This is a genomic window from Salmonella enterica subsp. diarizonae (genome assembly GCF_008692785.1).
Lineage (GTDB): Bacteria > Pseudomonadota > Gammaproteobacteria > Enterobacterales > Enterobacteriaceae > Salmonella > Salmonella diarizonae.
In genome coordinates this window covers 35,878-61,076 of the sequence record NZ_VXJV01000006.1, presented here as the reverse complement: position 1 = coordinate 61,076, position 25,199 = coordinate 35,878, and the positions used below count along the sequence as shown (strand labels likewise).

The 25,199-nt window shown below is 50.4% G+C and carries 20 protein-coding genes; 11 read left to right on the top strand and 9 right to left on the bottom strand.

Features of this window, described 5'->3' with window-relative positions; all coding sequences use genetic code 11:
* Positions 1–7: 7 nt before the first annotated feature.
* From F4V72_RS13450 to agp, 5 genes are all read left to right on the top strand, one after another.
* The gene (locus F4V72_RS13450) at positions 8–370 is read left to right on the top strand and encodes a copper resistance protein (RefSeq protein ID WP_070804032.1); all 363 of its coding nucleotides are present in this window, start codon (positions 8–10) and stop codon (positions 368–370) included.
* Positions 371–418: 48 nt separating this feature from the next.
* Positions 419–2,305 carry a protein-disulfide reductase DsbD family protein gene (locus F4V72_RS13445; RefSeq protein WP_070804033.1) on the top strand — a complete coding sequence of 629 codons (1,887 nt, stop codon included), beginning with the start codon at positions 419–421 and terminating at the stop codon, positions 2,303–2,305.
* The gene (locus F4V72_RS13440) at positions 2,302–2,925 is read left to right on the top strand and encodes a DsbA family protein (RefSeq protein WP_023248712.1); all 624 of its coding nucleotides are present in this window, start codon (positions 2,302–2,304) and stop codon (positions 2,923–2,925) included. The genes F4V72_RS13445 and F4V72_RS13440 overlap by 4 nt, the downstream gene beginning before the upstream one ends.
* Positions 2,915–3,421, top strand: coding sequence for a protein disulfide oxidoreductase (locus F4V72_RS13435; RefSeq protein ID WP_023248711.1), 507 nt, complete (start codon positions 2,915–2,917; stop codon positions 3,419–3,421). Before F4V72_RS13440 ends, F4V72_RS13435 begins: the two co-directional genes overlap by 11 nt.
* Before the next feature lie 132 nt (positions 3,422–3,553).
* A complete protein-coding gene (agp, locus tag F4V72_RS13430) occupies positions 3,554–4,795 on the top strand; it encodes a bifunctional glucose-1-phosphatase/inositol phosphatase (protein ID WP_053530162.1) in 1,242 nt (413 codons plus the stop codon).
* A 33-nt stretch (positions 4,796–4,828) separates the two neighbouring features.
* On the opposite strand, the gene F4V72_RS13425 is transcribed toward agp, so the two are convergent.
* Complete coding sequence (locus F4V72_RS13425; RefSeq protein WP_023248709.1) at positions 4,829–5,056, bottom strand: YccJ family protein; 228 nt, start codon at positions 5,054–5,056, stop codon at positions 4,829–4,831.
* Between the two features lie 20 nt (positions 5,057–5,076).
* Positions 5,077–5,673, bottom strand: coding sequence for an NAD(P)H:quinone oxidoreductase (wrbA, locus tag F4V72_RS13420; RefSeq protein ID WP_023248708.1), 597 nt, complete (start codon positions 5,671–5,673; stop codon positions 5,077–5,079).
* 384 nt (positions 5,674–6,057) lie between these two features.
* Here wrbA and F4V72_RS13415 point away from each other — a divergent pair, with 384 nt between their 5' ends.
* Positions 6,058–6,225 (top strand): general stress protein, encoded by a 168-nt coding sequence (locus F4V72_RS13415; RefSeq protein WP_001273663.1) that lies wholly within the window; start codon positions 6,058–6,060, stop codon positions 6,223–6,225.
* 135 nt (positions 6,226–6,360) lie between these two features.
* Entirely contained in the window at positions 6,361–6,999 is a 639-nt protein-coding gene (gene rutR, locus F4V72_RS13410; protein ID WP_136058367.1) for an HTH-type transcriptional regulator RutR, read from the top strand.
* Here rutR and F4V72_RS13405 read toward each other — a convergent pair.
* Both F4V72_RS13405 and putA read right to left on the bottom strand, forming a co-directional pair.
* Entirely contained in the window at positions 6,996–7,391 is a 396-nt protein-coding gene (locus F4V72_RS13405) for a lysozyme inhibitor LprI family protein (protein WP_053510693.1), read from the bottom strand. The genes rutR and F4V72_RS13405 overlap by 4 nt on opposite strands.
* A gap of 58 nt (positions 7,392–7,449) precedes the next feature.
* On the bottom strand, positions 7,450–11,412 hold the full coding sequence (putA, locus tag F4V72_RS13400) for a trifunctional transcriptional regulator/proline dehydrogenase/L-glutamate gamma-semialdehyde dehydrogenase (RefSeq protein WP_136058366.1): 3,963 nt from the start codon (positions 11,410–11,412) through the stop codon (positions 7,450–7,452).
* A 421-nt stretch (positions 11,413–11,833) separates the two neighbouring features.
* Between putA and putP the strand changes: the two genes are divergently transcribed.
* Positions 11,834–13,342 (top strand): sodium/proline symporter PutP, encoded by a 1,509-nt coding sequence (gene putP / locus F4V72_RS13390; protein WP_023248704.1) that lies wholly within the window; start codon positions 11,834–11,836, stop codon positions 13,340–13,342.
* Positions 13,343–13,393: 51 nt separating this feature from the next.
* Here putP and F4V72_RS13385 read toward each other — a convergent pair whose 3' ends face one another.
* Complete coding sequence (locus F4V72_RS13385) at positions 13,394–15,151, bottom strand: NEL-type E3 ubiquitin ligase domain-containing protein (RefSeq protein WP_024149720.1); 1,758 nt, start codon at positions 15,149–15,151, stop codon at positions 13,394–13,396.
* Positions 15,152–15,246: 95 nt separating this feature from the next.
* A complete protein-coding gene (locus F4V72_RS13380) occupies positions 15,247–17,523 on the bottom strand; it encodes an NEL-type E3 ubiquitin ligase domain-containing protein (protein ID WP_136058365.1) in 2,277 nt (758 codons plus the stop codon).
* 692 nt (positions 17,524–18,215) lie between these two features.
* On the opposite strand from F4V72_RS13380, the gene phoH reads away from it, so the two are divergent.
* The gene (gene phoH, locus F4V72_RS13375) at positions 18,216–19,004 is read left to right on the top strand and encodes a phosphate starvation-inducible protein PhoH (protein ID WP_023183463.1); all 789 of its coding nucleotides are present in this window, start codon (positions 18,216–18,218) and stop codon (positions 19,002–19,004) included.
* A gap of 104 nt (positions 19,005–19,108) precedes the next feature.
* Here phoH and F4V72_RS13370 read toward each other — a convergent pair whose 3' ends face one another.
* From F4V72_RS13370 to F4V72_RS13360, 3 genes are all read right to left on the bottom strand, one after another.
* Positions 19,109–19,990: a MurR/RpiR family transcriptional regulator gene (locus F4V72_RS13370; protein WP_023248699.1), complete on the bottom strand. Its 882-nt coding sequence runs from the start codon at positions 19,988–19,990 to the stop codon at positions 19,109–19,111.
* 285 nt (positions 19,991–20,275) lie between these two features.
* On the bottom strand, positions 20,276–21,772 hold the full coding sequence (locus tag F4V72_RS13365; RefSeq protein ID WP_136058364.1) for a sodium:solute symporter: 1,497 nt from the start codon (positions 21,770–21,772) through the stop codon (positions 20,276–20,278).
* Between the two features lie 164 nt (positions 21,773–21,936).
* Positions 21,937–22,617 (bottom strand): N-acetylmannosamine-6-phosphate 2-epimerase, encoded by a 681-nt coding sequence (locus tag F4V72_RS13360; protein ID WP_023248697.1) that lies wholly within the window; start codon positions 22,615–22,617, stop codon positions 21,937–21,939.
* A 506-nt stretch (positions 22,618–23,123) separates the two neighbouring features.
* Between F4V72_RS13360 and F4V72_RS13355 the strand changes: the two genes are divergently transcribed.
* Together F4V72_RS13355 and F4V72_RS13350 are read left to right on the top strand one after the other, a co-directional pair.
* Positions 23,124–24,290 (top strand): N-acetylneuraminate epimerase, encoded by a 1,167-nt coding sequence (locus F4V72_RS13355; protein WP_121767771.1) that lies wholly within the window; start codon positions 23,124–23,126, stop codon positions 24,288–24,290.
* Between the two features lie 45 nt (positions 24,291–24,335).
* Positions 24,336–25,028 (top strand): oligogalacturonate-specific porin KdgM family protein, encoded by a 693-nt coding sequence (locus tag F4V72_RS13350; RefSeq protein WP_023248695.1) that lies wholly within the window; start codon positions 24,336–24,338, stop codon positions 25,026–25,028.
* Positions 25,029–25,199 lie beyond the last annotated feature (171 nt).

Here is a 25,199-nt window from a genome sequence, read left to right as displayed (position 1 = left end):
GGGCGCAATGGCGAAACAACAACGGATGGGCTGGTGGTTTCTTTGCCTTGCATGTGTCGTGGTAATGGTTTGTACCGCGCAACGCATGGCGGGCCTGCACGCCTTGCAGATGCAGGCGACGGCCTCTTCAGCGGTAGTTAGCGCCCATCCCTCGACGGATGACGCCTCGCCGGTCACTCCCTGTGAATTAAGCGCGAAGTCGCTGCTGGCGGCGCCTCCGGTACTCTTTGAAGGCGCTATCCTTGCGCTTTGTCTACTGCTTTCCTTGCTGGCGCCTGTCCGGGTCATGCGCCTGCCGTTTTCGCCTCCACGGGCTATTTCGCCGCCCACATTACGGGTACATCTACGATTTTGTGTCTTCCGTGAATGACAGACCGGTTATTGCTAACGGTTAATTACTCATTCACGGAGAAAAAATATGATGATTTTGTTCAGGCGGATACTGTTCTGCCTGTTATGGCTTTGGCTGCCCGTCTCCTGGGCGGCGGAAAGCGGCTGGCTGCGTTCGCCCGATAACGACCATGCCAGCATACGGCTACGTGCCGATACGTCCGCTAATGGCGAGACCCGGCTGTTGCTGGATGTAAAACTGGACAACGGCTGGAAAACCTACTGGCGCGCGCCGGGGGAAGGGGGCGTCGCGCCCTCTATCGCCTGGAAAGGCGACATGCCTGAGGTGAGCTGGTTCTGGCCAACCCCCTCGCGCTTTGATGTGGCGAATATCACCACCCAGGGCTATCACGACGAGGTGACCTTCCCGATGATCGTGCGCGGTACGCCGCCCGCGACCTTGAGCGGCGTGTTGACGTTATCAACCTGCAGCAATGTTTGTCTGTTGACCGATTACCCCTTTTCCGTGACGCCCACTGTGCAGAATGCCGATTTTGCCCATGACTATGCGCGGGCGATGGGCAAAGTTCCGCTACGCAGTGGACTAACGGACTCGCTTGAGGTCGGCTATCGCACGGGAGAACTGGTGATCACTGCTACGCGAGCGGCGGGCTGGTCATCGCCCGGGCTCTATCTTGACACCATAGATGACGTTGATTTTGCGAAGCCTCGTCTGCGCGTAGAGGGCGACAGGTTACAGGCGACGGTGCCGGTGACGGACAGTTGGGGCGAAAAGTCGCCCGATTTGCGCGACAAATCGCTGACCCTCGTGTTAGCCGATGGCGCTATCGCCCAGGAGAGCACGCAAACCATTGGCGCGGCGCCAGCGCAGACGCCGGACAATGCGGCGCTACCTTTCTGGCAGGTTGTATTGATGGCGCTGGTCGGCGGACTGATTCTTAATTTAATGCCCTGCGTACTGCCGGTTCTGGGCATGAAACTTGGCTCTATCTTATTGGTAGAGGAAAAAAGCCGCTCTCACATCAGGCGACAATTTTTGGCTTCGGTCGCCGGTATCATTGCGTCATTTATGGCGCTGGCGGCGTTTATGACCCTCCTTCGCCTGTCAAATCATGCGCTGGCCTGGGGAGTCCAGTTCCAGAATGTATGGTTTATTGGTTTTATGGCGCTGGTGATGTTGCTGTTTAGCGCCAGCCTGTTCGGGCTTTTTGAGTTCCGGCTTCCCTCATCTGTGACCACGAAACTGGCCACTTACGGCGGTAATGGTATGTCGGGACATTTCTGGCAGGGTGCGTTCGCCACGCTGCTGGCGACGCCTTGTAGCGCGCCGTTTTTGGGCACGGCGGTAGCGGTGGCGCTCACGGCGTCGCTGCCGACGCTTTGGGGGCTGTTCCTTGCGCTAGGCCTGGGAATGAGCGCGCCGTGGCTACTGGTCGCGATACGACCAGGGCTTGCGCTACGTTTACCGCGCCCCGGGCGTTGGATGAACGTCCTGCGCAGGGTTCTCGGTCTGATGATGCTGGGGTCGGCTATCTGGCTGGCGACGTTACTCCTGCCGCATTTCGGCTTCACGGCGTCAAAGAGCGCGCAAGACAATGTTCAGTGGCAACCGTTGAGTGAACAGGCAATCCAGTCGGCGCTGGCGCAGCATAAGCGGGTATTTGTCGATGTCACTGCGGACTGGTGTATTACCTGTAAAGTGAATAAATACAACGTGCTGCAAAAAGAGGATGTGCAGGCCGCCTTGCAACAGCCGGATGTTGTGGCGCTGCGGGGAGACTGGACGCTGCCGTCCGATGCCATTACAGATTTTCTGAAAACGCGCGGCCAGGTCGCCGTTCCGTTTAATCAGATATATGGCCCCGGCTTGCCGGAAGGGGAGGCATTGCCCACCTTGCTGACCCGCGATGCGGTATTACAAACGTTGAAAAAAGCGAAAGGAATAACCCAATGAAATACATGATTGTTTTACTGCTGGCGCTGTTTTCGACGCTGAGCATCGCGCAAGAAACCGCCCCTTTTACGCCGGATCAGGAAAAGCAGATTGAAAATCTGATCCATGCGGCGTTGTTTAACGATCCTGCCAGCCCGCGGATAGGCGCTAAACACCCTAAACTGACGCTGGTGAACTTTACGGACTACAACTGTCCGTATTGTAAACAGCTCGATCCGATGCTTGAGAAGATTGTGCAGAAATATCCTGACGTTGCGGTCATTATTAAACCGCTGCCATTCAAAGGAGAGAGCTCCGTACTGGCGGCGCGTATTGCGCTGACCACCTGGCGCGATCATCCGCAACAGTTCCTCGCACTACATGAAAAACTCATGCAAAAGCGCGGTTACCATACGGATGGCAGTATTAAACAGGCCCAGGAGAAAGCAGGGGCTACGCCAGTGACGTTGGATGAAAAAAGCATGGAAACCATACGCACGAATTTGCAGTTGGCAAGGCTGGTCGGCGTGCAAGGAACGCCAGCGACGATCATCGGCGACGAACTGATTCCGGGCGCAGTGCCCTGGGATACGCTGGAAGCGGTGGTGAAAGAAAAACTGGCGGCTGCCAATGGCGGGTAAACTGCGGCGTTGGCTGCGTGAAGCCGCGGTTTTTCTGGCGCTCCTCATCGCGGTGATGGTGGCCATGGACGTCTGGCGCGCGCCGCAGGCACCTCCGTCGTTTGCTGCTACACCGTTACGTACGCTGACGGGAGAGTCGACAACTCTGGCGACACTGAGCGAGGAACGCCCCGTACTGCTCTATTTTTGGGCTAGCTGGTGCGGGGTATGCCGCTTTACTACGCCTGCGGTCGCTCGCCTGGCGGCGGAAGGGGAAAACGTCATGACCGTTGCGCTCCGCTCCGGCGATGACGCAGAGGTTGCCCGCTGGCTAGCGCGCAAGGGCGTTGACTTTCCGGTCGTCAATGATGCTAACGGTGCCTTATCCGCTGGCTGGGAAATCAGCGTGACGCCAACGCTGGTGGTGGTTTCACAGGGTCGGGTCGTTTTCACCACCAGCGGCTGGACCAGCTATTGGGGCATGAAGCTTCGGCTGTGGTGGGCGAAAACGTTCTGAATATGCGCCGGGATTTCCCGGCGCTAACGCGTTTACTGTAAGAAAAACCCCCGTTTTGCGAAATCGTTCCCGGAAAAATGATCCGTTTCTGTCACACTCAGAACGATTTGATAACAACAAGAGGTCATAGGGATGAAAAAATCATTACTCGCTGTTGCTGTGGCAGGGGCTGTTTTGTTGTCATCCGCCGTTCAGGCGCAGATAACGCCAGAAGGTTATCAATTACAACAGGTGCTGATGATGAGCCGCCATAATCTGCGGGCGCCGCTGGCGAATAATGGCAGCGTACTGGCGCAGTCGACGCCGAACGCCTGGCCGGCGTGGGACGTTCCCGGCGGGCAACTGACGACGAAAGGCGGCGTGCTGGAAGTCTATATGGGGCACTACACACGTGAATGGCTGGTCGCGCAGGGGCTGATACCGCCAGGAGAATGTCCGGCGCCCGATACGGTATATGCCTATGCGAATAGTTTGCAGCGCACCGTCGCCACTGCGCAATTTTTCATTACCGGCGCTTTCCCCGGCTGTGATATTCCTGTTCATCATCAGGAAAAAATGGGCACTATGGACCCTACCTTCAATCCGGTGATTACCGATGATTCCGCTGCGTTCAGGCAACAGGCCGTACAGGCGATGGAAAAAGCGCGTAGTCAGATGCATCTTGATGAGAGTTATAAACTGCTTGAGCAGATAACACATTATCAGGACTCGCCGTCCTGCAAAGAGAAGCATCAATGTTCGCTAATCGACGCGAAAAATACCTTCAGTGCGAATTATCAGCAAGAGCCTGGCGTGCAGGGGCCGCTGAAAGTAGGGAACTCGCTGGTGGATGCGTTTACCCTACAATATTACGAAGGTTTTCCGCTGGATCAGGTTGCCTGGGGCAAGATTAACACAGATCGGCAGTGGAAAGTGCTGTCAAAACTGAAAAACGGCTACCAGGACAGCCTGTTTACCTCACCAACGGTGGCGCGCAATGTTGCTGCGCCGCTGGTGAAATATATCGATAAGGTGCTGGTTGCCGATCGCGTTAGCGCGCCGAAGATTACCGTGCTGGTGGGGCATGATTCCAATATCGCTTCGCTGCTGACGGCGCTGGATTTTAAACCCTATCAGCTCCATGACCAGTATGAGAGAACGCCGATTGGCGGTCAGCTTGTCTTCCAACGCTGGCATGACGGCAACGCTAACCGGGATTTGATGAAAATCGAGTATGTCTACCAGAGCGCCCGGCAGTTACGTAACGCGGAAGCGTTAACGCTCAAATCGCCTGCGCAAAGGGTAACGCTGGAATTGAAAGGATGTCCGGTGGATGCGAACGGCTTCTGTCCGCTTGATAAGTTCGATAACGTCATGAATACAGCCGCAAAATAACAGTATGCCCCCGCGCAGGCGGGGGCGTTTGTCTTATACGTTCTTACGTTCGATGGTCTGTTCGCCCCAGAAGAGCGAGTCTTTGTCCGTTTTCTCAAAGGCTTTGATCAACACCTCATCGCTACCTTCTTCCCATATTTTTTCTGCCAGTTTCTCGTCATAGTGAGCGACTTCAAAAATGGCTTCGGCAATTTCCGGCGACGTATTACGCAGGCTTGCCCATTCGCCGACGCGGTGCGTTTTTGCTTCTTGAGTTGGCATTCGAATCCTCCTGTTGAAGATTAGCCGTTGAGTTTTACTGCCAGACCGGCGACGTATTCCCCCTGATAGCGCGCGATAGAAAGTTCCTCCTGGCTTGGCTGGCGTGAACCGTCGCCGCCGGCGATAGTCGTTGCGCCGTAAGGCGTGCCGCCGCGTACCTGGGAGACGTCAAACAGCTCCTGTGCGGCATAACCGATCGGGATAATCACCATCCCATGATGGGCAAGTGTAGTCCAGGTCGAGGTGATGGTCTGCTCCTGGCCGCCGCCCGTTCCGGTAGAACTAAACACGCTGCCGAGCTTGCCGTATAGCGCTCCGGATGCCCACAGTCCGCCGGTTTGATCCAGGAAGGTACGCATCTGGCCTGACATATTGCCAAACCGGGTTGGTGTACCAAAGATAATCGCATCGTAATCCGCCAGCTCCTGTGGGGTTGCGACGGGGGCGTTTTGCGTTTTACCGCCAGCTTTTGCGAAGATTTCAGGCGGCATCGTTTCTGGCACACGCTTTATAATGACCTCTGCGCCGTCGACTTTCTTTGCCCCTTCCGCCACCGCGTGCGCCATGGTTTCAATGTGTCCGTACATGGAATAATAGAGCACCAGAATCTTTGCCATTTGTACTACTCCTCAGATTAATCATGTGTGTAGCGATTCGCTACGTCTATTTAAAGATATGCCCTCCTGTGAAGAGTGCAAATTTCAGCGCCACTTCTTTGATTTATAACAATAATTGATTTTTCGGCCTTTGTTGCAAAATGATACATTTTTAAGCGCTTCGATTTTTTTAATCATAAGAGCAACTTATTTATTTCTTATGGTTATTATTCTACATATTCGGCTTCTGATGTTGCAGAATATTTCGGTAAGCGGCATACCACGGCGATTTTCACTACGCTTAATCTTACGTGGCGTTACTGATGGCATCGTTTATACGCTGCGCGAGGAGATACTCCTCACTACCTATGCAATATGATGTCTAATCTATGACGGAGGTCAGTAATGGCAAACCATCGTGGCGGTTCCGGTAATTTTGCGGAAGACCGCGAAAGAGCATCAGAAGCAGGTCGTAAAGGTGGCCAGCACAGCGGGGGCAATTTTAAGAATGACCCGCAGCGTGCATCTGAAGCAGGCAAAAAAGGGGGCAAAAGCAGTAACCGTAATAGCTAGCCTGCGTAAAAATAGCTTGACGTTTAGTGTTTCGCGTTAAAAAGCGTTATGCGCCACCGCCGCCGGATCTCCGGCGGTTTTTTGTTTATAAGCCGGATTTGGTATGCTTGCGTCCTGACAAAAAGGAGAGGGCGCATGTCGCAACGCGTAGAGAAAAAAATCGGGAAACGTTCGCAGGCCGCCAGTGCAAAACGGCAGGCTATCTTGATGGCCGCGCTCGCTGTTTTTTCCCAGTATGGCATTCATGGCGCGCGCCTTGAGCAGGTGGCTGAACGGGCGGGAGTCTCCAAAACCAACCTGCTCTATTATTATCCCTCGAAAGAGGCGTTGTATGTCGCGGTAATGCGGCAGATCCTTGATGTCTGGCTGGCACCGCTCAAGGCGTTTCGCGCAGAATTTTCTCCTCTGGAGGCCATCAAAGAGTATATCCGTCTCAAGCTGGAAGTTTCGCGTGATTATCCGCAGGCGTCACGGCTATTCTGTATGGAGATGCTGGCGGGCGCGCCGCTATTAATGGATGAACTGACCGGCGATCTAAAAGCTCTGATAGATGAAAAATCAGCGCTGATTGCCGGATGGGTACTCAGCGGGAAACTGGCGCCCGTCTCCCCGTACCATTTGATCTTCATGATTTGGGCCACCACGCAACATTACGCCGATTTTGCCCCTCAGGTTGAAGCGGTAACCGGCGCGACGCTTCGCGATGAAGCCTTTTTCAACCAAACGGTCGAAAGCGTTCAGCGCATTATTATTGAAGGGATTCGCGTGCGTTAACCGGCTGGCGGCAGTGGGCAGCTCAAATCACCCTCTTCACATTGCAACAGCGAGGCTAAAAATGCTTCGCGTTCGTTCGTTTTATCGGTCAGGCACTGGCTGGAGATCATCGGTTGAACGCTGCCGCCCTCTGTACCTGAGCGAATAAGCGCGCAATCGGCGTCCCGAAGGGCAATCCATGCAACCTGCGCTTTTTGTAACAGCTCGCGCTGCGGCGGTTGCGCACGTTTAATCGCGCTTTGATAGGTTTCGTTCAGCTTTTTATCTGCCGCCTGGTATTGCGCTGCGGCGCAGCGATTCATTTCCAGTTGCGTACTGGCGCTCGCACACTCATCGGCCAACGCCTGACTGCTGAACAACAACGCAGCGCAGGTAAGGAAAATTCGTTTCATACGGTCCTCTGATGCGAGTAAAAAGGCTCCATTGACGGAGCCCTAATTAACCACAGTATTAACCAATTGTCATCAGGCTGGCATTACCGCCAGCGGCGGCAGTGTTTACGCTTAGCGAACGTTCAATATAGAGCCGTTCCAGCAGCATATTGCTTTCGCCGCGGGCGAACCCCTGTACCGACACTATTGCGCCTTCGCGGGCGGCGACGGCTTCGCACACGGTCCGCAGCTTGTCGGAGTCGCCGTGGAAAATCACCGCGTCAAACGGCTGCGCCATCAGCGTTTCCGCTTTCGCAAACTGGACACGCGCCGCAGCGGCGGCGGGGAGGCATTTCGCCAGATCACGGTGGAAGGCATCGTCCGGCCATAGCGCCTGACTGCCGACGGCGAGAACGGCGGCAAGCTGCGCCAGCGCGTCCTGTTCATCATCAGCCAGGCATAACACCCGTTCACGTGGCAACAGCGTCCAGGTATTGCGCTCCCCGGTCGGCCCCGGTAGCAGGCGCTGCGTGCCGGCCTGCGCCAGATCGGCGAATTGTTGGCAGAGCATCTGTAGCGCCGGGCGATCCGCCGCCCATTGCGTCAGGGCGGTCAACGGCGCGAGTAGCGTCGTTTTAAGCTGCGCATCTACCGGGTAACGCGCATCCTGACGAGTAAGAGTCGTATTGAGCGCATTGGACGGGCGGTGTGCCAGCAGGCGGTAGAGATAGAGTGGCCCTCCCGCTTTTGGCCCGGTACCGGACAGTCCCTCGCCGCCAAACGGCTGGACGCCGACGACCGCGCCCACCATATTACGGTTAACGTACAGGTTGCCGACATGGGCGGAACCGGTGACTTGCGCAATGGTTTCATCGATACGGGTATGCACGCCCAGCGTTAACCCGTAGCCGGAAGCGTTAATCTGATCGATAAGTGTCGCCAGATGGTTACGGTTATAGCGCACGACGTGCAACACGGGTCCGAAGACCTCTTTCTCCAGTTCTGCGAAGTTTTCCAGTTCAATAAGCGTTGGCATAACAAACGTACCGGTCTGCCATTCCTGCGCATCTTCGCTGTTTTCACGCGCGGCCTGGAAAACCGGGCGACCTTTGGCGCGCATCGTCTGGATATGGCGCTCAATGTTGGCTTTGGCCTCGCTATCAATCACCGGCCCGATATCGGTCGTCAGACGGCCTGGATTCCCCATCCGACACTCCGCCATCGCGCCGCGTAACATTTTCAGCGTATGTTCGGCGATATCGTCCTGCAAACACAGCACGCGGAGCGCGGAACAGCGTTGTCCGGCGCTGTCGAAAGCGGAAGCCAGCACGTCCACGACCACCTGCTCGGTGAGCGCGGAAGAGTCGACAATCATAGCGTTCATGCCGCCGGTTTCCGCAATCAATGGAATGGGGCGGCCCTGGGCGTCAAGACGCGTGGCGATGTTGCGCTGCAACAGCGTCGCGACTTCCGTGGAACCGGTAAACATCACCCCGCGTACACGCGCATCGGCGGTGAGCTGGGCGCCGACGGTTTCTCCCCGTCCCGGCAACAGTTGCACGACGCCCGGCGGTACGCCCGCTTCCAGCAGAATAGCAATGCCCTGGGCGGCAATCAGCGATGTCTGCTCTGCCGGTTTTGCCAGAACGCTGTTGCCTGCCGCCAGCGCGGCGGCGATTTGGCCGGTGAAAATGGCCAGCGGGAAGTTCCACGGACTGATGCAGACCACCGGCCCTAACGGGCGATGCGTTTCGTTATCGAAATCGTCACGCACTTGACCGGCATAATAATGGAGGAAGTCTACCGCTTCGCGCACTTCGGCAATGGCGTTGCTGAACGTTTTCCCCGCTTCACGCACCAACAGACCAATCAACTGCTGCATTTGGTCTTCCATCAATACCGCCGCCCGCTGCAAAATGGCGGCGCGTTCTTGCGGCGGCGTCGCAAACCAAACCGGTGCCTGATTGACCGCGTTTTGCAACGCCTGTTCAACCTCGCTTTCTGTCGCTTCGCGTCCCCAGCCGACAATATCTTTCGGTTCCGCCGGGTTGATAACCGGCGTCATCTCACCGTCGGCCACCGGTTGTTCCAGCACAGGTTTGGCTTGCCATTTCTGCATGGCGTTGCTTAACAGGGAAGAAGAAAGTGAGGCGAGGCGATGTTCATTCGCTAAATCAAGTCCGGCGGAGTTTATCCGGCCTTCGCCGTACAGATCGCGCGGCAGGGGAATTTTCGGATGTGGTATGCCAGCCTGACCTTCCTGCTGCGCCAGTTTTTCCACGGCCTCGACCGGGTCCGCCATCAGTTCATCGAGCGGTAGGGTGGCATCGGCGATGCGGTTGACAAAAGAGGTGTTGGCGCCGTTTTCCAGCAGGCGTCGTACCAGATAGGCCAGCAGGGTTTCGTGTGTTCCCACCGGCGCGTAAATACGGCAGGGGCGGTTAAGTTTTCCGTCCGCCACTTTACCGGTGACCTGTTCATACAGCGGTTCTCCCATACCGTGCAGGCACTGGAATTCGTACTGACCCGGATAGTAATTTTGCCCGGCCAGATGATAAATCGCCGCCAGTGTGTGAGCGTTGTGGGTCGCAAACTGCGGGTAGATCAAATTAGGTACGGCGAGCAGTTTTTTCGCGCAGGCCAGATAAGAGACATCGGTATACACTTTGCGGGTGTAAACCGGATAGCCTTCCAGCCCTTCCATTTGCGCACGTTTGATTTCGCTATCCCAGTAGGCGCCTTTCACCAGACGAATCATCAGCCGACGGCGGCTACGGGAGGCCAGACTGACTAAATAATCAATGACCAGCGGGCAGCGTTTCTGGTAAGCCTGAATCACAAAGCCAATGCCGTTCCAGCCCGCCAGTTCGGGTTCGAAGCAGAGTTTTTCCAGTAGATCGAGCGAGATCTCCAGGCGATCCGCCTCTTCGGCGTCGATATTGAGACCGATATCATACTGGCGCGCCAGCAGCGTCAGGGATTTCAGGCGCGGATAAAGCTCCTCCATTACCCGATCGTATTGCGCGCGGCTATAGCGCGGATGCAGGGCGGACAGTTTAATCGAGATGCCTGGCCCTTCGTAAATACCGCGACCGTTAGACGCTTTGCCGATGGCATGAATCGCCTGCTGGTAAGAGACCATATAGGCCTGCGCATCGGCGGCGGTTAACGCGGCTTCGCCCAGCATATCGTAAGAATAGCGGAACCCTTTCTCTTCCAGTTTTCGGGCATTCGCCAGCGCCTGAGCAATGGTTTCGCCGGTAACGAACTGCTCGCCCATTAAACGCATCGCCATGTCGACGCCTTTGCGGATTAACGGTTCGCCGCTCTTGCCGATAATGCGGTTCAGCGAGCGCGAAAGATTGGCTTCGTTATGCGTTGAGACCAGTCGGCCAGTAAAGAGCAGCCCCCAGGTGGCGGCGTTTACAAACAGCGACGGGCTACGGCCAATATGCGACTGCCAGTTGCCATTACTGATTTTGTCGCGAATTAACGCATCGCGCGTAGCTTTGTCGGGAATACGCAGCAGCGCTTCCGCCAGACACATCAGCGCTACGCCTTCTTGCGAAGAGAGGGAAAACTCCTGCAACAGGCCTTGCACCATACCCGCGCGACCACTGGCGGATTTTTGATTGCGCAATTTCTCCGCCAGTTGATACGCCAGTTTATGCGCCTGTTCAGCGACAGGCGGCGACAGGCGCGCCTGTTCCATTAGCATTGACACCGCATCGGTTTCCGGGCGGCGCCAGGCGGCAGTGATAGCGGCGCGCGAGACGGATTGAGGAAGGATCTGTTCGGCAAACTCCAGAAAGGGCTGATGCGGCTCATCCTGCGGCGCGGTCGGCTCCTCGCTTTCATTCGCCGCGCCGGCAAACAACGCAGGCAGCTCCGGCAGCGTATCGCTATTTTCCAGTTTGTCCAGATAACTAAAGATTGCCTGTTTAATCAACCAGTGCGGCGTGCGATCGATACGCGATGCGGCCGTTTTGATCCGCTCGCGCGTGGCGTCGTCCAACTTAACCCCCATCGTGGTGGTTCCCATACCCTCTGCTCCTGTTGTTCGCTATATCTGCTAACTGATAGTTAGCGGAAAATATCTACCATGTTGCAACTTTGTGCAACCGCGTTAAATGTGACCTGCGTTGCAAGCTTAAAAATGAATAAATTGTTAAAAAAAGAAAGAGCGACTCTGACGGGAAAACAATCTGGATTTATTTTCTCTGCGGTAGTTAACACTTTTAAAAGGTGCAACCGCAAAAAATGTGAGAGAGTGCAACCTGGAGAAAAATAGTATCCCTCTGCAATCAAATTTGATGTAAATGGTGTGTTAAATCGATTGTGAATAACCACCGCTTCCGGCAGGATACGGTCGCCCTGGTAAACATAAACACCGTTGCCACGTTCCGGCAGGGTACAAAACGGCACGCTACGGCATTGCCAATAAATAAATCTGGAGAACCTTGATGGCTATTAGCACACCGATGTTGGTGACATTCTGTGTCTATATTTTTGGCATGATATTGATTGGGTTTATCGCCTGGCGCTCAACCAAAAACTTTGATGACTATATTCTTGGCGGTCGCAGCCTGGGACCGTTTGTCACGGCCTTATCTGCCGGCGCGTCGGATATGAGCGGCTGGCTGTTAATGGGGCTGCCAGGCGCTATCTTTTTGTCGGGGATCTCTGAAAGCTGGATCGCCATTGGCCTGACGTTAGGCGCATGGATTAACTGGAAGCTGGTGGCCGGACGCCTGCGTGTGCATACCGAATTTAACAATAATGCGCTCACGCTGCCGGACTATTTTACCGGTCGGTTTGAGGATAAGAGTCGGGTTCTGCGTATTATTTCCGCGTTGGTCATTCTGCTGTTTTTCACTATCTATTGCGCGTCAGGTATTGTCGCTGGGGCACGACTGTTCGAAAGCACCTTCGGTATGAGCTATGAAACCGCTCTGTGGGCGGGGGCCGCGGCAACTATCATTTATACGTTTATCGGCGGGTTCCTTGCCGTTAGCTGGACGGATACCGTTCAGGCCAGCCTGATGATTTTTGCGTTAATCCTGACGCCAGTGATGGTTATTGTCGGCGTAGGCGGTTTTAGCGAATCGCTGGAGGTGATCAAGCAAAAGAGCATCGAAAACGTTGACATGCTCAAGGGACTGAATTTTGTCGCCATTATTTCCCTGATGGGCTGGGGACTGGGTTACTTCGGTCAGCCGCATATCCTGGCGCGCTTTATGGCGGCGGATTCCCATCACAGCATTGTGCATGCGCGTCGTATCAGTATGACCTGGATGATTCTGTGTCTGGCGGGCGCGGTTGCGGTGGGCTTCTTTGGCATTGCGTACTTTAACAATAACCCTGCGCTGGCCGGGGCGGTGAACCAAAACTCAGAACGCGTATTTATTGAACTGGCGCAGATCCTGTTTAACCCGTGGATTGCCGGTATTCTCCTGTCTGCTATCCTGGCGGCGGTGATGTCGACGTTGAGTTGTCAGTTGCTGGTATGCTCCAGCGCGATTACGGAAGATTTATATAAGGCTTTTCTGCGTAAAAGCGCCAGCCAGCAAGAGCTGGTATGGGTAGGGCGAGTGATGGTGCTGGTGGTGGCGCTGATCGCCATTGCGCTGGCGGCGAACCCCAATAACCGTGTGCTGGGGTTGGTGAGCTACGCCTGGGCTGGATTCGGCGCGGCATTTGGACCTGTTGTCCTGTTTTCTGTGATGTGGTCGCGTATGACACGTAACGGCGCGCTGGCGGGAATGATCATCGGCGCGGTCACGGTTATTGTCTGGAAACAGTATGGCTGGCTGGAACTGTATGAGATCATCCCCGGCTTCATTTTCGGCAGTATAGGCATTGTAGTCTTTAGCCTGCTTGGCAAAGCGCCGACAGCGGCGATGCAGGAGCGCTTTGCAAAAGCGGACGCGCATTATCATTCAGCGCCGCCGTCGAAACTACAGGCGGAATAACCGACATGTCCGATAGCGTTATTGCTATCGGACATGTTTTACCCGGCGGTATTATACGCCTGCCTGGTTCCCTGATAAGTCCCAGACCGGTTCCAGCAGCGATAACTGCGATTTGGCTTCCAGCGTGCTGAGCGTACAGGGCATAAATAATTCTCGTAGTTTCTCTTTCATCACTTCGACGCCAGCCTCCTGCATCGTCTTATTGGGAACGGATTCAGACGAGCCGGGCGTTTCCAGCTTCGCATTAATTCGGCGCTGAAATTCTTCGCTAACCGTAAAGGCGTTTTTTTCGCTTTCCGCAGCGTCCCAGGCGGCAGGATTAAGCCGTTTGAGCATTGCCTGCCATGGCTCCCACAGGCTCAGCCATTCCAGAAAATGTTGATTTTCTGCTGTCTGAACCTGAATCCTTGCCGCTTCCACATCTTCTGTTGTCAGATACGAACAGGTGAAGAAATACATATCCGGTACGACTTGCGTCAAACGAAGCGTATGTTGTAGAGCGGTTTGGTAACCCAGCAGGACCTCTAAATCTTCATTAAAGTGTTCGTGCGCGCGTTGAATTTGGGCGAGCTTCTGACTGGCGATCTGAGTAAGCCTTTCCATACGGAATACCTCGCGGGCGAGGTCGACCATTTTAGGCAGATTATGTTCAGCGCCGTGTTGTTCAACGGTGTAGGCCATTTCCGCGATGCGCATGTTGTTCCAACTCAGAGAGACGCGGTCGTCACAGCGAGCCGTTGCGCCCAGCGCGCACATAAATAATTTTTCCCGTAACCCAGGGGACGCGGCTAAGCGGATCAGGCAGCCCATAACCTGATACCTGAAAGTCTCATACTGCGGATCGGCGTAACGGTTGCGCAGCCGGTCTAAAAACTCGCTAAAAATTCCGGCGTTTGCTTCATGCGTGATCTCCCGAAAGCGCTCACGAATATCTCGTTGTTGGACGAGAGGAAACCAGTCGGCGACGCTATCCGTCAGCGGACGCGCAGTGTTGGTCGCGCCGCCTTCATAGGGGCTATTATTAAGTGTAATGAGTGACGGCGGCAAAACAGGAAATTGCAGTAGGGGATTTTCCAGGTAGTTAAGTTCGTCCAGGTCAAGAGGTAATGTTGGCATTTCCCGGAGCTGATTACGTGGGCAGATGAGAGAGTTTAGCGACTCTGGTAAGTCTGGCAGTGTTTCTAATTTGCACCCTGAGCAGTAAAGTGAACACAGTGATCCCGGTAAACCGGGTAATGCTGATAGTGGATTGTCTGAGCAAATCAACATGCGTAGCGATTCTGGTAGAGCAGGAAGCGATCTAAGGCCATTGTTTGTGCAGGTAAGATACCTCATCGATACAGGGAGTACGGGAAGTTCTTCCAGAGAATTCCCTGAGCAACAGAGTTCTTCCAGAGCGTCTGGCAATGAAGGCAAGTTTTTCAGATGGCAGGCTGAACAGGTAAGCTCTTTCAACGAGTAGGGCAAGGGAGGCAGTTGCTCCAGTGGATTAAATGAACAGATGAGTATCTGTAACGATTCAGGCAGATCCGGCAACGACGAAAGATGATTATCATTCACGTGCAGTGTCTTAATCAATGGCGGTAAGTCTGGCAGCGAACTTAAGTTAAGCTCGCTGAGATCTAACGTACTTTCCTGTTTTGCCAGACAGGCCAGTAATCTTTCGACTGCCATCTCTCTCAATTCATGGCCTCCTGCGGGCGCTTCTTTTGCCCAGGCCTGCCAGAGAGCAGGATAGTCCTTGTCCGTAGCTGGCGGTGTTTCTGGCACCAATGTCGGAATACCTCCGGGATTATTTATTGGTAGCATAATAACTCTCCTGTTCATGGCATCATATAGGAACGGCAGTAGTCGCCTGCGCTGTTAGCTAACTGTCTGTTTTTTCTTCCTGAAGAATCGGTTTTTTATTCGGTCCATAGTGGCTCCAACAAGGATGAGTGCTCTTTCGCTGCCAAAATTTTGCGTGTCTGATTAACAAAAATTTCGTGTATTTTTTCTGCAAGAACGATCTTACCTAAAGGATAGCGGGCATCGTCACGAGCCTCAGGAGGTACCTGATGTAATTGGAATTTTTCGTCCAGTCGGTTTTGAAAATCCGGGCCATCCACAAAAGCGTATTTTTCATTTACAGCCGTTTCATACCACAGTGGATCTATACGTTTTAGCAACATTTGCCACGGTTCCCAATTGTTGAGCCATGATTCAAACCGGCTATTTTCCGCTACTCGCACCTGACGTTCTGCAGTTTTTACATCTATTTCAGTAAGATGAGAAAAACGGAAGAAATACATATCTGGGGCGACATGCGTTAAGCGAAGAGCGTCGCGCAGTTGGGTTTGTAGGCCTAATATCACCTCTAAATCTTCATTGAATGTATTGTTTACTCTCAGGATCTGCTGGATTTTTCTGTTGGCAATCTCCGTTAACGATTCTATTCTAAATACTTGACGAGCTATATCGATCATTTCCGGAAGATTTCCCTCATGACCCTCTTGCTCTACGGTAAAAGCCATTTCAGCGACCCGCATCATATTCCATGTGAGAGAAATGCGATCATCGCAATTTAGTGTTGATTCATAGGCGCACATAAATAATTTTTCTCTCAATTCAGGTTTGTCAGCGAGTCGGATAAGGCACTCCTTAACCTGGGATCTGAAATCTTCATACTGTGGGTCTCTGTAACGATATTGAAGTCTGTTAAGAAAACGACTAAATATCTCTGCATTCTCTTCGTTGGCTATTCCCTCAAAACGAGTAAGCATTTCAGCTCTCTGCGAGAACGGAAACCAATATCCAATACTTTGGATGAACGAAAGAGGAGCGATAGCGCCTCCGGCAGACTCACTGTTATTCAGGCTTATGAGTGACGCCGGTAATTCGGGTAACGTTGTCAGTGGATTACCGCTGTAGCCAAGCTCTTGTAGGGTATCTGGCAAAGTAGGAAGCGTTTCCAGTCTATTGGCATAGCAATAAAGACTATTTAAAGTATTAGGTAAATCTGGGAGTACCGTAATCCCATTACTCGAACAGTTGAGAAACCTCAGTGATTCAGATAATTGAGGAAGCGTCGTTAATCGATTATGATGGATAATCAGGAATTGAAGTGAATTGGGTAAAATAGAAAGCGTTTCTAAACGATTGTGTGAGCAATCAAGCGAAATGAGCGAGTCAGGTAGCGCTGGCACTCTCACCAGATAATTATTTGAGCAATTCAAATCGGTTAATGAAGCAGGCAACTCAGGCAGGAAGATAAGCTCATTATTCTGGCAATGAAGTTCCTGTAGTGCAGATGGCAGAGGCGGGAGTGCCGTTAGTGATGTGCTGGCGCAGGTAAGTCTTTGTAGTGAAAGAGGCAATACTGGAAACTGGTGAAGTGGATTATTTGTACATATGAATGTAGCCAATAAAGGAGGGAGTGGCGGTAGAGAATTAAATTCATTATAGGCGATGTCGAGATTTATCAGTGAATCAGGAAAAGGGGGAAGCCCGGTGAGTTCATTGTATGAGCAATTGAGTGTTTGCAGCGAAAAAGGCATAAATGGAAAGCCTATTAATCCATTGACAGCACAATTAAGAGTTTTCAATGAAGGGGGGAGATCCGGTAGGACTTCAAGCCTATTTCCTGAACAATCGAGTATTTGTAAGTTATCAGGTAATTCTGAAAGTGAGGCTATCATATTACCTGAACAATCTAATGATTGAAGTGTATCAGGTAAATGAGAAAGCTCTCTCAAACTATTTTTTGAGCAATTGAGCGCCGTTAACGCGGGAGGGACGTTTTGTAGTTCGGATAATGTGTTTTGTGAGCAATCAAGTGTTTGTAACGTTGGAGGGAGCACGGGAAGTGAGGCCAATGTATTGCCAGCGCAAGTAAGAGCTCTTAATCCTTTGGGTAGATCTGGAAGGGCAGATAAATGATTATTACTGACATTCAGAGTTGAAACACATGCAGGCAATAGGGGTAAAGTGCGCAGGTTAAGCTCCCCTAAATCAAGAATACTCTCCTGATTGGAAAGGCAAGCATACAATCTTTCAACCGCTATATCTCGTTGTTCCCCTTCTCCGACAATGGCTTCATTAGCCCAGGTTTGCCATAAGGTATAATAGCTCGTATTTGCTGCGGGGGATGCTTCTGATGCTGTGGGTGTAATACGTCCCGCGTAATCACCAACTGGCCACATATGAAATCTCCTGTTAATGGTACTAATAGCCTTAACGCGATAGAGTAATGACAAGAATTAAAACGATTCAGCGTTACTGGCGTAAATGTACCGCATAAAATTTTGCTAAATAAATGCCGTTGTAGCGACGATATAGAGGACACATTAATTATCCCATTTGAACCTTATACATGTTGCATATTCAATGGGTTATGGGTATTTTCAGAATTAATACCTGCAGAATCTGATGATTATATTTTTTAGTATTCTGCCTATGAAATAATTGTGTAATCTTTCTGTAAGAGACTGGCAGTGACGCAATAAGCTTTAGTTAATTTTTTGTAAGCACATTGTTGCATTTTTGGTGTTTTGTGTTGTACTTAGTAGTAACAGCGGTAGTTCCCCGGCAGTGATGGCCACTCACTATGGAGATCGCGAATGGTAATGTCCGCACCAGGACACATTGTTTACAGTAGTTACAACACCCTGTACGGACGTTCTCTCTCCGGTGGTGATCTTGCCATCTTAAAATCTCTCATCATTTCCCTTACTCCCCATATCCATGACGTCATATTTGGTGCGCGTAGCCGTGTGTGGCGTCGTTTCAAAAAGCAAGATAAGGCTTACAAGGAAGCCAACCCTCAGATGTGTGTGCGCATAATCGCGTTTAATAGAACGCGGGTGATGTATACCTACAACTCAAGGTGCTATCCATGGGAAGACAAAAAGCAGTGATCAAAGCACGTCGTGAAGCAAAGCGTGTGTTGAGACGAGATTCGCGTAGTCATAAGCAACGTGAAGAAGAATCGGTCACGTCACTGGTACAAATGGGCGGAGTAGAAGCCATTGGCATGGCGCGCGATAGTCGCGATACCTCGCCTATTAAGGCGCGAAATGAAGCACAGGCGCATTATCTGAACGCTATCGACAGTAAACAGCTTATTTTTGCGACCGGCGAAGCCGGATGCGGAAAAACATGGATTAGTGCGGCAAAGGCGGCGGAAGCATTGATTCATAAGGACGTCGAGAGGATCATTGTGACGCGCCCGGTATTGCAGGCTGATGAAGATCTTGGTTTTTTGCCCGGTGATATCGCTGAGAAATTTGCGCCTTATTTCCGTCCCGTCTATGACGTACTGCTTAAACGGTTGGGCGCCTCCTTTATGCAATATTGCTTGCGTCCGGAAATCGGTAAGGTAGAAATTGCGCCGTTCGCCTATATGCGTGGGCGTACTTTTGAAAATGCGGTCGTGATCCTTGACGAGGCGCAAAATGTGACAGCGGCGCAAATGAAAATGTTTTTGACGCGATTGGGAGAAAACGTCACGGTTATTGTCAATGGCGATATCACCCAGTGCGATTTGCCGGCACACGTTCAGTCAGGTTTAAGCGATGCCTTAGCTCGCTTTAACGAAGATGAGATGGTAGGGATAGTGCGATTCAACAAAGACGACTGCGTACGCTCGGCGCTTTGTCAGCGAACACTTCACGCATACCGCTAATATAGCATTGACTTTCAGAGCCCGGGAGACCGGGCTTTGTTGTCTATAGTGCGTCCAGCAGACTCATGAACAAAAAGGAAAATGACGCCTGTACGTGAAGGGAATTATTTTGTCATGTCCAGGGCATTCATTGTCCGTAATTTGCTTTCTCGGGCCTGTTCTGGCGAGGACTGTACAAGAAGGGTATAGAGCAGGTCAAAGACGAAAAGCTGTGCGGCTTTCGTACCGATCGAGTCACCCTGCAACATTCCTTGCCGATTACCATTGATCAGGCAAAAATCGGCCTCTTCACATAATGGAGAACCCAGATTATGGGTAATGGCGACTGTGGTGGCGCCAGCCTGTCGGGCCAACCGGAGTGAATGCACCGTTTCTGGCGATGTGCCCGAGTGACTGACACCCATCGCGACATCGCCTGCTTTTAATAGCGTAGCCTGCATGTACATAAAATGGTTATTGCTTACCGCATCGCCCCGTAAACCAATACGCATTAGCTTGTGTTTCATATCCAGCGCCGTGATCCCCGATGAGCCCACACCAAAGATATAAACTGAGTGACAGTGACGTAGGGCGTCCACAACACCGATAACCTGTTGCATATCAAGCAGATTTAGCGTTTCAGATAATACATTACTAATGGTGTTCTGCAATTTTAAACCAATGGCGTGGGCATCGTCGGATTCGCTAACTTCGGCATCCAGTAGAGGACTACTGTCATCAGACTCGGTAGTGGCAAGTTCAATGGCCAGGTCCATTTTAAAATCCTGAAAACCTTTATAGCCCAGGGTGCGACAAAAGCGAATAACCGTGGCTTCTCCGGCCTGTGTTTCGCGCGACAAATCGGCAATAGATGACTGTGTCACCTGTCTGGGGAAGGCTAAAATATATTGCGCAATACGCTGGGAGGCACGTGTCAGGCTTTTTTGCATAGCACCCAGAGTATCAAGGATTTTTCCGGGTTTAAGACGTGGGGGTTGAGGCTCCATATAGTTCCTGCTCTTGAGGGCTGATTGCGGCAAAAAGCCTGCAATATCGAACAGAGCAGAGCCTATCAAGTCTGCGGCATGAAAAAAAGCGCGATGTAAGTAAAGGAGGGGGAATATTTACATCGCGTTGCCAACTTATGACAGAACATCACTGGAGAGTAATCTGTTTGCTCTTACGGTGTTTATAGCGCGCCATCTGACGGATGGTTTATACCTGGCCCGGTATTGTCGCCCCGGGCGTCGGCGTCACCGTGTGCTGTGTCGGTATAGCGTGGTATCATGAACTCATAATGTCACCTTTGGTTCAGGTTTTTCATCCAGCGTCAATGGCGTTGCCGGGGCAAATAACGGGGCGAAAATAACGCCGCTGATCACCACACTTAGCGAGCCAATGACCCCATAAAAGAAGAAGTTAAGGTCAGTGGCATAGCGTGCGCCCAGCACGGTAATGACGCTGATAATAATTCCTAAAACCGCACTCCCGGCATTTGCTCGTTTAAAGAAAATACCCAGCATGAACAGACCGGTCATTGGCCCTCCCATCAGACCTATCAGACTATTAAATGCATCCCAGATTTCTGATTCATCGGCCATGACCAGCCATACCGAGGCCGCGCTACTTATCAGGCCCGCGACCAGAATAACTAATTTAGCTATTTTCATACGGTTTTCTGGCGTTCTTTTTTTATGACTCAGGCGCTGATAGATGTCGGAATTAAAACAACTGGAAATGCTGTTTAAGCTGCTGGAGATACTGGACTGCGCGGCAGCGAAAATAGCGGCGATTATCAACCCTGCAATGCCGACTGGCATTTCGGTGACCACGAATAAGGGTAAAATGCCGCCAGTGTTGAATCCCGCCGGTAATAATTGTGGATGTTGCTGATAGTAGACAAACAATGCCGAGCCGATAGCAAAAAAGAAAACAGGGATCACAGCAACCAGTTTGGCATTTGTAAGTAATGTTTTCTTCGTTTCCTCTATGGAGTCAGTCACGATATAGCGTTGGACCACATCCTGACTGGCAGTAAATTGCTGAATATTGGCAAACAGAAAACCAATCATCAATACAGGTACTGTGCTTTCCGTCCAGCTCCAGTGGAACTGCGTGGCCGGAAAGAATTTATCCGCCTGCTGCGTCGCCGTAAAAATTTCACCAATGCCGCCCTGGACTTTGAGACATATCACTATAAAAATCAGTATCGCGCTGCCAGAAAGTAAGAGACCTTGAATAACATCAGTCCATATTACTCCTTCAATTCCACCCATCCAGGTATAAATGATACACATCACGCTAATCAACAGTACCAAAATCACCGGGTCTATAGCGATGAAGGGGCGCAAGGCCAGCACGGTGAGGAAAGTGATAATGGCGATACGTCCAATATGAAATAACATAAATGACATGCTGGCGAACAGACGGCAGCGCACATCGAACCGTGCTTCGAGATATTCATAGGCTGATGTGACTTTCAATTTCCGAAAAAACGGAATATAGAAATAAAAAACCAGCGGTAAAATTGCGATAGCCAGATACTGACCAATGATAAACGTCCAGTCGGAAGTAAACGCTTTGGCAGGAATTGACATAAATGTAATTGAGCTTAACGTAGTGGCAAATACACTGACCCCAGCCGCCCAACCAGGAACCCGGCCACCACCGCGAAAATAATCGTCTGCTGTTTTTTGCCGTCTGGAAAAATAGACACCGACTAACATCATGGCCAGGAGGTAGCCAAATAATACAAGATAGTTAACGATGCCGAAAGAATGTGTGATCATAGTTCTTTCCTGCTTATGGTTTTGAGTAGAGTTGCGGTCATCGTCTGGGTATTTTTATCTTCCCATCATTCAGACGATACGATATTCAGATCAAGTAATAGTTTTTGTTAACCCCAATGACGCTAATCATGAGATGTGAAAGGCAGAGCATTTACTTTCCCTGATCAGCGTTTTACTGCGTGACTGAACCACTGACAGATATGCTCGATACGGGTGATAGCGGAACCAACGGTAACTGCCCAGGCACCATGCTCAATAGCATTGGCCGCCAGTGCAGGCGCGTTATAGCGCCCCTCGGCAATAACACGACAACCTGCATGGCTCAGTTGTGTCACCATTGCCAAATCTGGCTCAACCGGCGTGGTGGGGCCGGTATAGCCAGACAGTGTTGTACCAATGAATTCCACTCCTTTCTGATGGCAATCTATGCCTTCATTCACGGTTGAACAGTCTGCCATCGCCAGTAATCCATGCAGGCGAATACGTGTCAGTAAACTATCAATATCAACCGGGCGAGAGCGGAATGAGGCATCAAAAGCGATAATATCGGCGCCTGCCTGCGCCAGGGCGTCAACATCCTGTAAATATGGAGTGATACGGACTGGCGACTCTGTAAGGTCACGTTTAATTATCCCAATAATAGGAACAGAAAGATGGGGACGAACAGCCCGCAGATTCTCAATGCCTTCAATGCGCACAGCGACCGCACCCGCCGAAGCCGCTGCCTGTGCCATTGCAGCCACAATTTCAGGTTTATCCATAGGGCTGCCTGGTACCGGTTGGCATGAGACAATCAGCCCACCGTTTTCGTGTACACTTTGTTCCAGCCTGGCTAATAGTGACATTCAGTTCCGCCTTATATATTTTGAAGTTTTGCTCCGTTTTATATTATGTTGTGGAGTGTTGCTGCATCAAGCAAGAAGATAGAAAAATGTGAACACAGTCATAAGGTATGTTTGTCATTCAATTACCGCGCCAGCGGATTTGAGGCAATGACCTGAAGCTACAAGACAAATACAACTCATTCTGACGGCAGCATGCTGTATTTTATTAACTGCTTCCGGCATAAAGATAAAATGCTCAGAAGGAGCTTATACGCTACGGGATAGCCAGTATGAAATGCATCACATAATTCTTGTTGTATTTATTCAGAATGCTATCGCTAACGAGTTTGACCATGACAGGTCACCCATAATCACTTCTAACATCACCATGGTGTGCTTTTACCTCGTACATGATAACCTCATGTAATTATTTTTAGCGCTTGGTCACATTTTGTCATTATCATTGTTGAAATTGCGCACCATAAGATCACTAATGATGAAGCTTTACTCCAATTGTATTTCTTCGCATGGGGATGCAGATGAAAAATTCTAAGAAAATGATGACGCTAATGGCGCTATGTTTATCAGTTGCTATCACCACATCAGGATATGCAACGACGCTTCCTGATATACCAGAACCACTGAAAAATGGTACTGGCGCTATTGATAATAATGGCGTGATTTATGTCGGCTTAGGTACCGCAGGGACATCCTGGTATAAAATTGATCTTAAAAAGCAACATAAAGACTGGGAGCGTATAAAGTCGTTTCCTGGCGGAGCTCGTGAGCAATCAGTGTCGGTATTTTTAAATGATGAGTTGTATGTTTTTGGTGGCGTAGGGAAAAAAAACAGTGAATCACCGTTGCAGGTTTATAGCGATGTGTACAAATACTCACCGGTGAAAAATACATGGCAAAAAGTTGACACTATATCTCCAGTTGGATTAACAGGGCATACGGGAGTAAAATTAAACGAAACGATGGTACTTATTACCGGAGGGGTTAATGAGCATATCTTTGATAAGTATTTTATTGATATAGCGGCTGCGGCTGCGGCTGCGGATGAAAGTGAAAAAAATAAAGTCATCTATAATTATTTTAATAAACCTGCCAAAGATTATTTTTTTAATAAAATTGTATTTATCTACAATGCTAAAGAGAACACATGGGAGAATGCCGGTGAGCTGCCAGGCGCGGGAACGGCAGGATCGTCATCGGTAATGGAAAATAATTCTCTGATGCTGATTAATGGTGAACTCAAACCGGGTTTACGTACCGATGTGATTTACCGCGCCATGTGGGATAACGATAAGCTAACATGGCTGAAGAACAGCCAGTTACCGCCATCGCCTGGAGAACAACAGCAGGAAGGATTGGCCGGAGCATTTTCGGGCTATAGTCACGGTGTCCTGCTTGTCGCTGGTGGCGCGAATTTTCCGGGGGCAAAACAAAATTATACCAATGGAAAGTTTTATTCCCACGAAGGAATAAATAAAAAATGGCGAGATGAAGTCTATGGTTTGATTAATGGTCATTGGCAATATATGGGTAAAATGAAACAACCTCTCGGCTATGGTGTATCAGTAAGTTATGGTGATGAAGTTTTCCTTATTGGTGGTGAAAATGCTAAAGGGAAACCTGTTTCGTCTGTAACCTCCTTTACCATGCGTGATGGTAATTTATTAGTAAAATAATTTTTTAAATACAAAAATAAAGTTAATTGATAAGCGGAGTATTTTATGAAAATCAACAGATATCTTCTGGGTATGGTTTCGTTTATAGCATTTTCATCATATCTACAAGCGGCAACCATTGATTATCGGCATGAATATGCTGATAGAACCAGAATTAATAAAGACCGTATTGCTATAATTGAAAAGCTTCCTAACGGCATTGGTTTTTATGTCGATGCCAGTGTTAAGTCGGGAGGAGTGGATGGCGAGCAGGATAAGTATTTAAGTGATCTAGTCACGAACGCTATAGAAATGGGGGTAAGTTATAATTATAAAATCACGGATCATGTTGTTTTGCAGCCTGGATTTATATTTGAAAGCGGTTCGGATACTTCCATATATAAGCCTTACTTAAGGTTGCAATATAATTTTGACTCTGGTGTTTATATGGCTGGTCGTTACCGTTATGACTATGCCAGAAAGACAGCTAACAACATTGATGACGAAAAGACGAACAGATTTGATACTTATATCGGGTATTCTTTTGATAAGTTAAAATTAGAATATAACTTTACCTGGATGGATAGCGATCAAATTAAATTTGATAACAAAAAAACAAACTATGAACATAATGTGGCTTTAGCCTGGAAACTGAATAAGTCATTTACACCATACGTTGAGGTCGGAAATGTAGCGGTGAAAAATAATACCGATGAGAGACAGACCCGTTATCGCGTTGGATTACAATACCATTTTTGATAAAGGTTAAAGAGTTACTGTACTAATCTTTGCTTAGTACTTATATCGATAATCTTATACCCGTGGTTACGTTACAGAACGTTAGACTTTGTCTTGAGTATTCACGTCCTTAACGTAGCTACGAATAAGGATGATAAACAATGAAGATACGCCTTACATAGCCACGATCTC